9 protein-coding genes are annotated in these 15,137 nt (G+C 52.2%); all 9 read right to left on the bottom strand.

Translation table 11 applies throughout. From position 1 onward, the window contains the following. Window positions 1-181: 181 nt before the first annotated feature. Complete coding sequence (locus K2I50_RS01810) at window positions 182-2,134, bottom strand: hypothetical protein (protein WP_301024542.1); 1,953 nt, start codon at window positions 2,132-2,134, stop codon at window positions 182-184. Window positions 2,135-2,227: 93 nt separating this feature from the next. Further along, entirely contained in the window at window positions 2,228-3,646 is a 1,419-nt protein-coding gene (locus K2I50_RS01805) for a DUF4302 domain-containing protein (protein WP_301024541.1), read from the bottom strand. A 56-nt stretch (window positions 3,647-3,702) separates the two neighbouring features. Then, entirely contained in the window at window positions 3,703-5,064 is a 1,362-nt protein-coding gene (locus K2I50_RS01800; RefSeq protein WP_301024540.1) for a substrate import-associated zinc metallohydrolase lipoprotein, read from the bottom strand. A gap of 27 nt (window positions 5,065-5,091) precedes the next feature. Beyond that, window positions 5,092-6,804 (bottom strand): RagB/SusD family nutrient uptake outer membrane protein, encoded by a 1,713-nt coding sequence (locus K2I50_RS01795; protein ID WP_301024539.1) that lies wholly within the window; start codon window positions 6,802-6,804, stop codon window positions 5,092-5,094. A 21-nt stretch (window positions 6,805-6,825) separates the two neighbouring features. Next, window positions 6,826-10,155 (bottom strand): SusC/RagA family TonB-linked outer membrane protein, encoded by a 3,330-nt coding sequence (locus K2I50_RS01790; protein ID WP_301024538.1) that lies wholly within the window; start codon window positions 10,153-10,155, stop codon window positions 6,826-6,828. 588 nt (window positions 10,156-10,743) lie between these two features. Continuing rightward, window positions 10,744-11,448, bottom strand: coding sequence for a Bax inhibitor-1/YccA family protein (locus tag K2I50_RS01785; protein ID WP_301024537.1), 705 nt, complete (start codon window positions 11,446-11,448; stop codon window positions 10,744-10,746). 133 nt (window positions 11,449-11,581) lie between these two features. Continuing rightward, complete coding sequence (argS, locus tag K2I50_RS01780; protein WP_301024536.1) at window positions 11,582-13,366, bottom strand: arginine--tRNA ligase; 1,785 nt, start codon at window positions 13,364-13,366, stop codon at window positions 11,582-11,584. A gap of 79 nt (window positions 13,367-13,445) precedes the next feature. After that, window positions 13,446-14,438, bottom strand: a complete 993-nt coding sequence (locus K2I50_RS01775; protein ID WP_301024535.1) for a FecR family protein — start codon at window positions 14,436-14,438, stop codon at window positions 13,446-13,448. A gap of 68 nt (window positions 14,439-14,506) precedes the next feature. Then, window positions 14,507-15,082, bottom strand: coding sequence for an RNA polymerase sigma factor (locus tag K2I50_RS01770; protein WP_301024534.1), 576 nt, complete (start codon window positions 15,080-15,082; stop codon window positions 14,507-14,509). Between the last annotated feature and the right edge of the window lie 55 nt (window positions 15,083-15,137).

Here is a 15,137-nt window from a genome sequence, read left to right as displayed (position 1 = left end):
CGGCAACCCGTCCTCGGGGAATTCAAAAAATTAGCTGTTATTAATTCAATTCCAATGAAAAATTTTTCAGCTGTTGTAATCCTTGTGAGCTTTTGCTCGCAGGAACTATTTTTTGGAGGGCGGCGTCGGCGGGATGATGGCCGGCGCCGCCTTTTTTATCAGTGTGAGTGGAGGGAGTGGATTACTTCACCACCTTTATAGCCTTAACGCTGCCGTCGGCCATGGTCATCTTCTTGATGACAACACCGTTGGCCTCGCCGGCGAGCTTGCGGCCCTGGAGGTCGAAGTATTCGGTAGCTACAGCCTCACCGTCGGCTACTACGTCGCCGATACCCGACATATCGTGTGCGGGGAGGTTGATGGTAAGAGTAGTGCCGAAATTATTAAATTTAATCCATGAATCGGCTGGGATATCACCTAAGGCGAGGATGCCAATTTGGCGTACTGAGGAATAGAATACTACGCCAGCGGCGTTTGTTCCGTTATCTCCATTAGTGATATTGACATAAATCAGGTCCTTAAGTTCGGGAGTTGAGTATTCGATTGATTTTAATAACTCCTCCTTGGAAGCATCAGAATGAGCCACAACTAAAGTCATGTTGTTTCCCTCTACCTCGAAGAACTCGGCATCAACTACATTGTCTGTAGGATCGATATTGTAACCACCTGTTGTGTTGATAAACTTGAAGACAGGAGTGAGAGCAGGATACTTTATATCCATCTCGAGACCCATTGAGGGGTAAATGGTGTAGGTCTGATCTGTTGAATTCGTCCAGTTAATGTCTACAGGAACAGGAGCAAGCTGATTGTTGACTGTATAAATCGCGTATACGTTATTACGATTATATACATCGGGATTATATGGAGGAAGTGATGAATCGTATACGAATTTGTCGGCTGTGGGTACGAACGAAGGCAGATTGTCAACACCTGTCACTGCGAACATGTATGTTGTATTGGGTTCCAGTGTGATGTATTCAGATTCTGTTTCCTCGTCGAAGAATTCGATGTGTACGTATTCGATGCCACCATTGATAGCCTTTTCAAATGAGTGTACACCGCTCCAGATGGTTTCCCATTTTTCTACAGCGTTTTCTCCTTCACCTTCTTGGGTTATTTTATAGAGGAATACGTCAACTTCATCTCCTGCATTGACTGTGACAACAGCAGAGACGCCAATTGATGAGAGTATGGCATTAGTTGCAGGTCCTGTGGTAAAAACCTCACCATAGCCAAGGAAAGCATCGGCACTAACTCCATAATTTTTAAGAGTATTTGCAAGAACTTTGTTGCGGACGTCCTTTGCGGAAGATGAGTAGAATGCATCAGCCTTATATCCGGCACCAATGGAATTGCTATAGCTTAAGACTTCTGTTGCGTGGCTGTAATTGACGACACGAGAACGGTTGCTAAAATTATACCAGCCTGCATTGGCCTCATAGTAGTCCTGTACGCCTCTATTGAATGCGCTTGAACCTCCTACTAACATGTAGTCGGGAACAAGACCATTGTCACCTTCAGTTCCAATAGTAAAGTCTTTATCGCCAAGAGTGAGCTGGGGTACTGGGAATCCGGAATAGTTTTCAATTCGATAAGACGCAAATCCTGTGGTCAAATCAAGTTCTGATGTCTTAAAGACATTGTAACCGTTGTCGTTGAAGGCACCTGTTGCAAAATACCATTCATATGATGAAGATTCATCTATATTTATTTTGCCGTCTTCACCGATGTAATATGATGAATTGTAGAAGGTAATATCGGTGCCTGCAGGGAGAAACCAATCTCCATTATGGTCGACATAGTAAGTACCAACGCTACCATCCTCTTTGTTCTGATTAATCCAGGTGATGGGGAATAGTGTGAACTGAGGATAGAGGTAGAATGGAGTTATAGCTTCGGCATCGGCAGTGTTGGCTTTCTTGACAACAGGAGCGATTTCATCATTCTGAAAACGATGATTGATTGTTTTCTCAGCCTTAAGGTTTTGTGATGCATCCTTTTTTACTGCAACTGTAACCATGGGTTCTGTCTCTACCTGAGGAAGAGGCTTTACTGTAATAATCGCAGGTGTATTGCCGGCAGAAACGAGCAATACATTGCAAAGTAAAATTGAAGAAAGGGTAAACTTTTTCATAAACGCAATATATTGGTTAATAGAAATATTATCAAGGATTAAGTGAGGAATGATTGACGCGGAAATAATGTCTTCCGCGTCAATCATTATTGATTATCGGAGAGTCACTTTAAAGTATTCGGAGGAATCGTTGATATTTGTAAATGTCAGTTTCTCAGGGGCCATGGGGCTCTCGGTAGTAACCTGCCATGTTGTAGCCGAGATGTGCTGGAGCAGAGATTTCAAGGCCGGGACTTTTGCGATACGGTTCAGACCGTTGGTATCGCCTTCGTCACCGGTAAATGACATCTTTATTGTGTCATCTTCGCCATATGTATAGTCACCATATATGGCACCCAATGATGTGGAGCGTTTCACTCGCATTGTCACTGCGTATCGTTTTGAATTAATGTTGTAGTTGAAATACAGAGCCTGTAGACCCTGGTATGTCGATATTGCGGCAAAGTCTGCTACAGTCTGGTCGATAAGAGTCTTTACAGTGCCGGCGGCGGCATCGAAATCTATGTTCCAGGAGAACGATTGCATACCGAATATTTCGGCAAATGAGCTGTTGAGGGCGAACTCTACGTCGCGGTCGGTGCAGCGGAGTGTGCCGTCGGGGTTGAATGCGAAGTTCTGGATGGCGATGTCGGGGAGACGGTCCTCGAAGCCTTTGTAAGGCTCGCGGAGGCGGATTCCGTCGGGAGTGTAGATGAAAGGTACCTTTACTGTCTCCATGATGGGGTCGTCGTCGTCGGCAAGGATGCTCATTACGCCTGAAGTAAGGTTGCTGAGGTGGAGCTCATGTCCGCCTACAGTTATCTTAAGGTCGCCGAATCGGTTGGAGAAAGTATTCTCGGCGAGACGGTGGACAGTAGCGAAATAAGTGTCCCAGTCGGTATCGTCGGCAAGGCGGCGCATACGCATGGTGATACGGGTCTTTTTGCCACGGAGTATTATCTCGTTTTCCGACTTTGAGAGCACTACAAACTCGTAGTCGCCGTTGTGGCCGTAGCCCGACTCGTTTACGTCATAGTCTTTTCCGCTGACGGCGCTTTTTTCCTGCGGGCCGATGGGGAAGGGGACGTTGTCGGGGTTGTATGTGGGCGATGGGAGGTTGTAGGGCTCCGAGAAGATGTGGAGCATGCGGTTGAATGTGTCGAAGGTAAGCACGGGTCCGTCGTCGGAGATCATCTTGTAGAGCGATGTCTCATGCTGCACGGCGTAGCGGTCCTGCGACATGAATGCGTTGGCCACCCAAGCGTTGGAGCCTGCCATTTCGACCGACTCGTCGTTGTGGAACTTCATGAGAATCACGTAGCCGGGTTCCCACTCGTTGTCGGCGAAGTATGATAGTTCCCAGCCGTTGGGCGCGCTTATGAGGAGCGCCTTTGTCTCGGTCTTAGCTGCGTCCATACGTACGGCTGCAGCGTCGTCGAATATGTCTTCTTCCTTGTTGGAGCAGGAAGTGGCGGCAAGTCCGGCTATTGCGAGCAGTGCTGAGGCTGTAAGGAATCTGCTGTATAGTTTCATTTTAGTGTAATCAGTATCTGTGATGTTGATTGCTTAATATGGATTGCGCAGGTGGATTACTCTGCATCCTCGACTTTGTCGATATCTTCAATCTGCTGGAGTAGCTCATCGATATCGATGTCGCTCTGACGCTCCTGAACGAGGGCGCGGAGGGCGTCCATGTCGATGCCCCATGCGGAGGCAAACCACTGGCGGGCGATTGACACCTTTTCGAGGATGATGGCCCGGCCGTCGAGATTGTCGCCGCCATCGTTGGTATCGACCGATGCTGCTGCGGGGTGCAGTTTGATACCTTTGTCGGTATAGTTGGTCTTGAGCCAGCTTTCAAACTCAGCTACAGTATTGAACTTCTTGCCGCCTCCGGCGATATGGTAGAAGTAGTCGTTGACATACTCGTAGTCGGGGTTGTTGCATGAGCCTGTAGCGTCGATGGTAAGCTCGAGATTGGTGAGGTAGTACACTTCGTCGCGCTCGGCAACCTGACCGACATATGTCTTTCGTCCGGCCTCTTCGTCGCCCGGACGATAGTAGTAGTAGCAGAATCCGTATTTTCCCATTGCGGCATCTTCGGTGCCTGTGGCATCAAGGCCTTTGTGCACGCCGTTGCCCCACATCTTATAGAGGGCGTTGCTGACGATGCCGTCTTCAATCTCTACCCATCCGCGATCGGCGAGCCAGAGGGTAAGCTCCCATTCGTCGGGGGTGCGCACGATGTAGTTGGCGCAAGTCTCGGCGAAGTCCTCGCGAGCCTGTCCAGAGGCGTAGGGGGATGTGAATCCGAGCGAACATGTGGGGCCGCAGAGACGTTCCTGCCAGGTGTTGGGCTCGTAGTTGGCGGCGTTGATTTCGTCGAAACTTTTGGGGTAGGTCTTAGTCTGGTGGAGGATGTGGGAGAACTCGTGGTGCATGGTCTTGAAGTAGAGTGCATTGAGCTTCTTGGGATTCTCAGGGTCGAGGTTGTTGACCACGAAGAGCGAGACTTTCAGACCACCCTCGGCGAGACCGAGGATTTCGGTGCCGGTAGAGGGGTTGACTGCCGACGAGCCGATGATGTGGAGCATCTTGGGCCCGTACTGGCGGAGGAAGTCGGAGCTGCCGGTAATCTGGTCGTATACGTCGTACCAGAGGTATTTGGTGAGCACGGCGAGCTGCATTGACTTGTCGAGCGATGCGGGTACGAGATTGTAGTCGGGGTCGGTGGCGAGTGACTTCATGCGATAGGTGAATGTCATGTTGTACTCGTCGAGGTAGTTCTTCTTCACCCACTTGTCGAACTTGTAGGTAGGCGATGTGGGGTCGAGCACATCGGGATCCGGCTGGAATATGGACACCGGGTCGAGATCATCGTCGCTGCTGCAGGAGGTGAACGCTCCGGCAAGGGCGAGGCAGACGGCTGAACCTATGATATATTTTTTCATCGTGATGTCAGATTGAAATAGTCGTTATTAAGGACGTGTGGAGATCGGCTTCTTGTAGCTCTCGGTAGAGAGAGTGGCGTCGGCGTCGGAGCCTCCTGAGGAGATGGGCAGACGGTTGTTTTCGGGGAATCCGGCAGAGAGCACGTCGGCGGGAATCTGGAACGCGCGGCGGGGATCTCCGAGTGTGAGATGCTCTACGCGCGAGCGTCCGATCTTGTGGGTAATCTCGATACCGTTGCGGCGGATGTCGAACCAGCGGTCGCCCATGTCGAGACGCTCGAGGCGGCGGAAGTGGAGCACGCACTCAACGAGGTGCTGGATGTCGGCGCCGTAGTTCCATGAGGCGTTGGCGGGGGTGCACACCTGGTCGATGTTTACGGGGCTTACGATTCCGTTCTTGCGGAGCTCGTTGGAGTCGCCTTCATCGGCATAGAATTTGTTGATTACCTCGAGTGTGAGCTTGCAGTCGGGCTTGTCGCTTACGGGAAGGTTATTCCAGCGGTTGGCGTCCCATGCGCTGAGGTCGGCCACGGCCTCGGTAATCTTGCGCATATAGATGCGGGCCTCGGCGCGGGTGAGGAGCACTTCTTCCTTGGTAAACTCGGGGCGGATGTGGTGTACGTAGCCGATACCTGCGATTTTGTCGGTGTATTCGAAGAATTCGAACATCGGCGCGTAGAGAGAGCCGTATTCACTCTGTCCGCGGTAGTAGAGCTTACCGCTCATGCAGGGGTGGAAGTTGTACTTTGTCCAAGTCGGGCCCACTGAGTGGGTGGTGGCATTCTTGGCCTCGCGGTTGTGGGCGTATTTAAGTCCAACAACGCGGTAGTATATCGATGAAGTGGCCATGAGCATGAGGTTGCCGGGGTCGGAGGGGTCGATATATGCCTGGGTAAGCGCATCGGCTGTGGTGAAGGTCTTAGTCCAGAAATTGCGCATCGAGGAGGGTGCTCCTGCATCGCCGAGGGCTATTGTGGCATGCTTCTCGGCGAGGTCGTACTTGCGTGCGAAGAGGTAGAAGCGTGCGGCGAAAGCGTGGGCGGATGCTATTGTAAAGTGGTATTTGGGAGCGAGGGGATGGAGGTTGTCGTTGACGAGGGGGAGTCCTTCAACGAGGTCCTGCTCGATGCGGTCGTATACGTCGGCGAGGTTTCCGCGGTCGTACTCGGGCTTGAGTTCTTTCTCGACATCAATCATGTAGGGGATGCCGGGGATTGACTTTGAAGCCTCTGCTCCCGCATAGGGGAGACAGAAGAGGTTGGCGAGGAGGAAGTGGTGGTAAGCGCGGCTTACGAGAGCCTCTCCCTTCTGAGCTTCCACTTCAGAGCCACGGCCCTCTGCCTCGAGCTGCTCGATGGCCTGGAGGGCGTAGTTGCAGACAGCGATTGCGTGGTAGGCGCCGGCCCATATATGGGAGGGGGTGTCCTGCTGGATACCGCTCTTGATTTCTTCCCATGCGAAAGCCTCGTCGTCGGCGGGAGCGTAGTTGGAGTTTCCGCTGAGGTTGTAGCGCACACCGTTTTCATCGGGCGAGGTGTTGTCGACGATGTTGTCGGATGAGAGCTCGCAGATGGTGGCGTGGTTGCCGTCGGAGTAGGCGTTGACCAGCAGCTGGGTGACCTGCGTGGGTGTGGATATGGTCACGCGGTTGTCGGGCGTGTGGTCGAGGAAGTCGTCGCAACCGGTGAGGGCCACGAGGATTCCTGCCAGGGGTATATATTTTAGATTCTTGAGTTGCATTGTCTTAAGAATTTTGATGGATTAGAATCCGAGACGCACGGTGAATGTGAACTGCTTGGGAGTCGGGGTAGCCACACCTCCGGAGTTGAAGAACTCGGGGTCCTGTCCGTTGAGCTTCTTGTCGGAGTAGATGAGGAAGAGGTTGGTGGCTGCGAGCTTGAACGATGCCGAGCGCATGCGGAGTTTCTGCATGAACGAAGTGGGGACGTCGTAGCTGATTGAGATGTCCTTCATGCGGATGAAGTCGCCTTTGGCTATGCGTGCGGTCGAGTAGTTGTAGGCGTTGAACGCATAGTTGAGGTAGGGGTCGTTGTGGGTCTGGACCTTTGATGCGATTACGGGAATGTCGGTGAATTTCTCGTCGCCGGGGTTTACCCAACGGTTTTTGAACTCACGCGGCATGGCTGTAAGGTCGTTGTAGGATTCGGCGAATACGGGGTCGAGGCGAATCTTGTTGCCGAACGAGTAGGTGATAAACACGTTGGCATGCCAGTTGCGCCAGCGGAACACGTTGCCGAAACCGCCGGTGATTGTGGGGTCGGTGGGACCTTCGTATACGAGGTGGTCCATCTTCTCGAACTCCTGGAAGTTGAAGTCGGAGGTGGTGAGCTCGCCGTTTTCGTTGATGAAGGTGGGGAGACCCTCGTCGTTAAGACCCATGAAGGGGATGGAGAAGAGGGCACGCACGGGGTAGCCTTCCATCGGGTAGCCGTTGCCGGTGATGAGGTCGATTACACGCGACTGAGCGTCGAGGTTGGTAATCTTGTTTTTGGCGTAGGCGAATGTGAGGTCGGTCGACCAGGAGAAGTCGCGGCCCTGGAAGTTGCGTGTCGATACGGTGAACTCGACGCCGTGAGATGCCATTTCGGCAACGTTGCCATACTTCTGGTTCTCACCGCCGACACCCTGGGTGAAGATGGTGCCGATGAGGTCGTAGTTGTTACGGCGGTACCAGTCGAAGACGAAGTTGACGCGGTTGTTGAAGAATCCGAGGTCTACACCGATGTTGAGCTCGTGCTTCTTCTCGTAGGTGAGCTCGCCGTTGGCGATAGACTCAAGCTCGATACCGAGTTCCTTTACGGAGCTGCTCGGGCGCCAGGGGTTGTAGGGGTTGAAGATGGCGGTGGCGTTGGACACGTAGTCGGGGCCTGAATCGGCTGTCAGCGAGTAGGAGCCCTTGAGAGTGGCGTGGCTGATAGTAGGCATGAGAGCTTCCCAGAAGGGCTCTTCGTGGGCGTTCCATGCGCCTGACACGTTCCAGGTGGGGAGCCAGCGTGATTTGCGGGCCTTACCGAGCTTGTTGGTGCCTTCGTAGCGGGCTGTACCGGTGATGATGTAGCGTGCGGCGTAGGAGTATGTGGCTGTGCCGAAGAAAGCGGCGCTGCGGCGGTAGGTCCACTGGTTGGAGTAGTAGGTGGAGCCTTCCTCTACCTGCTGCTTGAAGAGGTTGTAGTCGACGAAGGGGATGTTACCGTTTTCGTAGCAGAATCCCCATCCCTGGAACGACACGGCGTTGCGGTCGGTCTTGGCTACTTCGGTACCTACCATGGCGTTGATGATGTGGTCGCGGTTGATGGTAGTGTTGTACTGAGCGTTGAATCGGAAGTCGAGCTGCGAGATAGAGTAAGCGTTGTTGAAGTATATACCACCCTGGGGGAGGATTGTCTCGGGGAGTGCGTTGGGATCGTCGGGGTTGGTATAGAGGTACTTGTTGGCGTCGCGGATGGTGGCATCCTCGGGGATGATACCTGCGCGGTATGCGTTGGCCTGGTTGGAGTTGTCCTTTACGAAGTGCTCGGAAGTTGAGCGCTGGTAACGGTATGAACCGAGGGCAGTGAGGTCGAGGCCCTGGAAGGGACGCCAGTTGAGCTCGCCCTGGAACTTGAGGTCGGTCACGCCCAGCTCGATGTAGTTGTTTTCGAGCTCGTCCTTGATGTTGAAGGATGCATAGTTGCGGGTGTAGTATTCGTCGGCGTCAAGCGTACGGGAAGTGTTGAGGGCGTAGCTGTAGGGGTTGATGTCGAATCCGCGCTTTACCTGTCCGGACACAACGTCGGTCTCCTGCGAGAGTGTACCGGGAGCGGTCTGCTTACGGTAGCTGTCGGAGGTGAGGAGGCTTACGCGTACGGTGGGTGAGAGGTCGTAGGATGCGTTACCGTTGAATGTGTAGCGCTGTACTTTCGACGAGATGGTCCATCCCGGGTCGTTCATTACCGAGATAGAAGAGTAGAAGCGACCTTTGTCGGTACCGCCCGACATGCTTACGGCGTGGTTCTGCATGATGTTGTTCTGGAACAGTTCGTCGAACCAGTCGGTGTTGCGGAACTCGGCCTGACGGAGGTAGTTGTACTGAGCCTCCTGGGTGTTGGGCAGGCCGAACGAGCCTGTAGCGGGGTCGTATTTGTTGATGAGCTGGTACATCTTGCCGAACACACCGGACTCTGATGCCTTGGTGAGCGACGAGAGTTCGAGCCATCCCTTTTCGAGCATTTCCTTGTATACGCCCATCTGCTCCTGCGAGTTCATGATGTTGAAGTCGCCGTAGCGGGGCTTCATGCGGTATGTGAACTCGCCGGTGTAGTTGAGGGTAGTTGTGCCGGCTTTACCTTTCTTTGTGGTAACGACAATCACACCTGCCATCGCGCGCGCACCATATATAGATGTGGCGGAACCGTCCTTGAGAATCTGGAACGACTCGATGTCGTCGGCGTTGAGGCCTGCGATAGCTGATGAAATAAGGGTTGTTGCGTCGCCCGACGAGAGGTCGTCGGCCGATACCTCTACGGCATCTTCGAGTACGACACCGTCGACCACCCAGAGTGGCTTGGAGTTACCGTAGATTGATGTGGCACCGCGCACACGGATTTTGGGAGCGGTACCGAATGTGCCTGATACGTTCTGCACCGACACACCGGCTGCACGGCCTTCGAGAGAACGGGAAATATCGCTAACACCGGAGAGGCGGGCATCCTCTGCGTCAATTTTGGTAGTCGCGCCGGTGAATAATCGTTTGTCCATCTTAGACATACCTGTAACCACTACCTCACCGAGCTGCTGCGCATTGCTTTCGAGCTTGATTTTGAGGGGTGAAGATGATGCCTTAACCTCGGTAGGCTTCATACCCACGTATGTCACCACGAGCGTGGAGCCGGCCGACGGCACGCTGAGCGTGAAGTTTCCGTCGAGGTCGGTAGAAGTGGCGATGGCAGCCTTGCCTTTAACCGCTACCGTGGCGCCAATCAGAGGCTCATCATCTTCTGCGGAATAAACAACACCTGTTACACGGACCTGGGCCCACATGCCGATGCATGCGCACAGTGTCACCAATAACAGCATAATTCTTTTCTCCATAGAATTGAATGTAATAATAATAATCTTTAGGCGCGACTCACAATTAACATATAGCACGATTCTCCGGGCGGTCGCACTAAATAATAACCCGGCGATGTGCGTTGATAGACTTTCTCATGCGCCGCCGACATAGCAAAACGACATGCGCTGAATCATGGTCTAAGGCAATCAGAAAGATTGTATTTTGCTGATTGGACTTACAAAGGTATGCGATTTGTTTTATAAATCAAAACATTGTGCGTTAAATTTAAAGTTAAAAAGTCATTGTGCCATTATGAGCGCTACTTGTGTGTCATTTTGTAAGAATTAATGCAGATGACAGTCTCTGCCGGAGACTCCGGCATTGCATGGCAACAGCCATGCAATATGTAATTGGCTGATATATAGCGAGTAGTATATGATATGGGCTTATTTTAAAATTGTTTAAATAATGTAGATAAAGATGTAATCAGCGTGTTTTCCGAGGGTTAAAAATATGTTATAATGTTGTGATTTTCCGTAGCATGATAATATTCGGTAACAAATTGAAACAAAAAGAAAGTCCCTCCGGGAAATCGGAGGGACTTTGTATGCCGTGCGGCGGTATTATCAGTCGCGGCTGCTGCCGAAGAAGCGGAGCAGATAGAGGAAGAGGTTGACGAAGTCGAGATATAGCGACAGGGCTCCTATCGTGGCGAGGCGGCTGTCGGCCATAGCGCCCGACTGGGCCCACTCCTTTACCTTCTGAGTGTCGTAGGCTGTAAGGCCGATGAATATCAGCACGCCTGCGGCCGATATAATCCAGTCGAGCACGCCGTTTGACCAGAAGATGTTGACTATGATGCAGATAATCATGCCAAACAGGGCCATGTAGAGGAACGAGCCGATTTTGGTAAGGTCGTTGGACGTGAAGTAGCCGTAGACGCTCATCGCGCCGAACACTCCGGCCGTGATAAGGAATGTCTTGAAGATGGAGTCGAAGCTATAGGCGCAGAATATCAGCGAGAACACCACGCCGTTGAGCACCGCGTAGAGATAGAACAGGCCGGTGGCCACACCTCCCGACATGCGCTTCACGCCTCCCGAGATGGAGTAGACCATCACCAGCTCAACGATGAGCAGGCCCCAGTATACCCAGGTGTGTGTGGCGAGGAAATAAGTGAGCCCGGGGATGGCTCCGACAGCAAACGATGCGGCTGTGGTCACGAGCAGGGCAAGGAACATCTTGAGGTAGACGTTGCGCATCACGTGGGACACGCGCATGTCGAGTGCGTCCTGGCTGGGGTTGTAGTTGTTGTAGTTCTGAGGATACATAATAGATAATGTGTTGATTCAGTCTTGGTTTTTGTGATTCAGTGTAACGGGGCGGCATCAGCCGCGCCCATTACACTATAACGCTTAGACTGAAATAATAAAGGAGGGATTAATATTAAAAGATGTTAACGCATCACATGCGTTCGGGCACCTCTATGCCGAGGAGCCACATGCCGCGGCGCACCACGTCGGCAGTGAGGGCGCTGAGCGCGAGGCGCATGGCACGTACGGCGGTATCGGGCTCGTTGAGTATGGTGCAGTCGTGGTAGAACTGATTGTACTCCTTCACCAGATCGTAGACATAGTTGGCCACGAGCGCGGGCGAGTAGCTGCGTCCGGCTTCGGCCACGAGCGCCGGGAAATCGGCCAGATGCTGTATGAGCGAAGTTTCCTTCTCGTTGGGCTCGACGGTGTCGTATCCCTCGATGGCGATGCCGGCCTCGGCGGCCTTGCGGAGCACCGAGCGGATGCGCGCGTAGGTATACTGTATGAAGGGGCCGGTGTTGCCGTTGAAGTCAATCGACTCCTTGGGGTTGAAGGTCATATTCTTGCGCGGGTCAACCTTCAGCAGGAAGTATTTGAGCGCACCCATGCCCACGATGCGGGCCACTTCCTCGGCCTCTTCGGGCGACATGTCGCCGCGGCCACGCTCGTTGCTCACCTCGCGGGCTCCCTGTATCATCTCGTCCATGAGGTCGTCGGCGTCGACCACAGTGCCCTCGCGGCTCTTCATCTTGCCCTCGGGGAGCTCGACCATGCCGTAGGAGAAATGCACAAGGTCCTTGCCCCACTTGAAGCCCAGACGGTCGAGCAGCAGCGACAGTACCTGGAAATGGTAGTTCTGTTCGTTGCCCACGACGTAAATCATCTTGTCGATAGGGAAGTCCTGGTAGCGCAGTTTGGCGGTACCGATATCCTGGGTCATGTATACCGATGTGCCGTCGGAGCGGAGCAGGAGCTTATGGTCGAGTCCCGCATCGGTAAGGTCGGCCCATACCGAGCCGTCATCCTTGCGATACATGATACCCTTCTCCAGACCTTCGAGCACCTTGTCCTTACCCTCGAGGTAAGTTTCGCTCTCATAATATATCTTGTCGAAGTCGACACCCAGACGCTTGTATGTCTCGTCGAATCCGGCGTATACCCACTCGTTCATCATCGCCCACAGCGCGCGCACCTCGGGGTCCTTCTGTTCCCAGCGGCGCAGCATCTCGCGGGCCTCCTGCATCAGGGGCGCGGCATTCTTGGCCTCCTCTTCGCCCATTCCGCCGGCCACAAGAGCCTTCACCTCTTCTTTATAATGCTTGTCAAACAGCACGTAGAAGTCGCCGATCAGATGGTCGCCCTTCTTTCCGGCCTTCTCGGGAGTCACGCCCTCGCCCCACTTCTGCCATGCCAGCATCGACTTGCAGATGTGTATGCCTCGGTCGTTGACTATGTTGGTCTTTACCACACGGTTGCCGCATGCGCTGAGTATGCGCGACAGGCTGTAGCCGAGCAGATTGTTGCGCATATGGCCCAGGTGGAGGGGCTTGTTGGTGTTGGGCGACGAATACTCGACCATTGCCAGAGGACTGTCGGCGTCGGCTTTCTTGAAACCGAAGTCGCTGTCGGCAGCCATATGGCGCAGCATGGCGGTGAAGTAGGTAGGCTCGATTACGATGTTGAGAAAACCCTTCACCACATTGTAGCCCTTCACGGCGGGCTCATTGGCAGTGAGCCACTCGCCAATCTCCTTGCCCACAGCCTCGGGAGCCTTGCGGGCAGCTTTCACCCAGGGGAATACCACGATAGTGAGGTTGCCCTCGAATTCCTTACGAGTTGCCTGGGGCACGATGCTCGCTGCATCGGCCTCGATGCCATAGAGTGAGGCTACCGCTCTCGCTACCGCCTCCTGTATGATGCTATCAATCGACATATGCTTTATCCTTTGCGGTTTATGTTTCTTGGTTTATAAATATTTTAAGGACGCAAAGTTACGCAAAATTTGTCAGAAATCACTCACTCCTGACGAGTTTCACCCTCTCCGCGCTCTCCTCCACCTCCAGACCATACGCCTTGGCAAGTATAGTCAGAGCTTCGTTTAGATTATTTTTTGGAAGAGCGCCGGTAAATCTTTGGGAGGCCATTTCGGTCGGAGCATCGAAATGTTCGGGATAATACAGTTCAAGCCGCGAAAGCACCCCGGCCAGCTCAATATCATAAAATGTCAGTGTGCTGCTTCCAATGTCGCTGTTGAAATCGTCGATGCGCTTTACCGATATTTCACCTGTAACCCTGCTGATTGTAGCAAGATATCCGGGGGAAAGACGACAACTATAGTCGGATTGGGATGTTGACAGTTCTACCGAACCTTCTTTTAGATACACGGTTGCATCGCCGTTGTCACGACGGACATCTACCGAGAATATTGTGCCAAGTACCTTTATGTCGAAGTATCCCGTATGTACCACGAACGGACTTTGTCGATTGTGCACAACCTCAAACTCACCTTCGCCTTTCCAGTCGACATTTCGAATTTTGTCGTTGAACGATGATAATGAATAGCATATTTCCGATTCCGGAGCCATCCTTACCCTTGAGCCGTCGGGCAATACGGTAAGTAATTCTTCACCGTTGCCACTACGTATGATATGTTCATCGGCGATTACTTTTTGATAGCCGTCAAGCTGGGCCACCCGTATTCCGAGCACGATTGTGAGTGTGATGAAGATTGGCAGCATTACTGCGGCAACGGCAGCAATACACATGTATATACGGTGGCGGCGGTTTTTGAAATTTATTTCAGCAGTAAGTCGTCGAAGTAGTGTCTCTGAATTTTCTGACGTTATCCTGTAATCTGATTCCATATTGTCAGGCATGGAGTCAGAGAGATATCCGTCAATTTCGTCATCGCTCATTTGATTTACCTCTTCGCGCAGACGCTGCAACTCATTTGGCGACATTCTGCCTGAGTAGAATTTATTGAAGAGATCGTTGGCCTGCTTCATATATTTATATTGTTCGGTGGGGATTAGAGGGGATGTATTGAATGGTTATGGGATGTGCTTCTTGGGTCCTATATATCGGGCGGAATGCGTCGGCTGTTGTCGATATATGGGCTTAAACGATTGTGTAGTTCTTTGAGTGCGAGTGACAGCTGGTTGCGTACTGTCTTTTCAGAGATTCCGAGTCGTGAGGCGATTTCATCATTGTTGATTCCTTCGAGTTTCGACCATATTATCATAGAGCGCATTCTTGTCGGCATCTTGCTTAGTGTTTTGCGGAATATTCGGGCAAACTCTTCATACTCCATCGGCGAATGCTCCAATGACGGGAGAGAATTCTGATGTTCGATGTAATCTTCGTATATGGGACTGTTGACAAGTTTGCGGAAAGCGTCGATACGACGTTTGCGGGCAATTGAAAACATTAGTGGTCCAATGCCTTTTTCCGGATCTATCCTGTCGCGATTGTTCCATAGTGACAGGAATACATCGTGTACAACCTCTTCGGTCTCTTGCTTCATTCTTATTGCATCAAAGCAGTAGGCATACAGTCGATCGACATAGAGCCTATATATGGCCTCGAATGCCTTTACCGACCCTGTCCTTAGTGCGGCTGCCAGTGATTGTTCATCTTTAGAATGATGCATGAGGTTGATGGTTATGGAAATAGGTGTGATATTGCTTGTTTTCTACATTATAATT

Source organism: Muribaculum sp. (assembly GCF_029051885.1).
In the GTDB taxonomy this organism is placed as follows: domain Bacteria; phylum Bacteroidota; class Bacteroidia; order Bacteroidales; family Muribaculaceae; genus Muribaculum.
The sequence above is the reverse complement of the archived record's forward strand: the minus strand, read 5'-3'. Positions and strand labels throughout refer to the sequence as shown.

Bases quoted from the DNA above. Each gene is read 5' to 3' on its own strand.
- K2I50_RS01795 (WP_301024539.1), bottom strand. From the start codon at position 6,804: ATGCAACTCAAGAATCTAAAATATATACCCCTGGCAGGAATCCTCGTG.
- K2I50_RS01800 (WP_301024540.1), bottom strand. From the start codon at position 5,064: ATGAAAAAATATATCATAGGTTCAGCCGTCTGCCTCGCCCTTGCCGGA.
- K2I50_RS01810 (WP_301024542.1), bottom strand. From the start codon at position 2,134: ATGAAAAAGTTTACCCTTTCTTCAATTTTACTTTGCAATGTATTGCTC.
- K2I50_RS01785 (WP_301024537.1), bottom strand. From the start codon at position 11,448: ATGTATCCTCAGAACTACAACAACTACAACCCCAGCCAGGACGCACTC.
- K2I50_RS01775 (WP_301024535.1), bottom strand. From the start codon at position 14,438: ATGAAGCAGGCCAACGATCTCTTCAATAAATTCTACTCAGGCAGAATG.
- K2I50_RS01770 (WP_301024534.1), bottom strand. From the start codon at position 15,082: ATGCATCATTCTAAAGATGAACAATCACTGGCAGCCGCACTAAGGACA.
- K2I50_RS01805 (WP_301024541.1), bottom strand. From the start codon at position 3,646: ATGAAACTATACAGCAGATTCCTTACAGCCTCAGCACTGCTCGCAATA.
- K2I50_RS01790 (WP_301024538.1), bottom strand. From the start codon at position 10,155: ATGGAGAAAAGAATTATGCTGTTATTGGTGACACTGTGCGCATGCATC.
- argS (WP_301024536.1), bottom strand. From the start codon at position 13,366: ATGTCGATTGATAGCATCATACAGGAGGCGGTAGCGAGAGCGGTAGCC.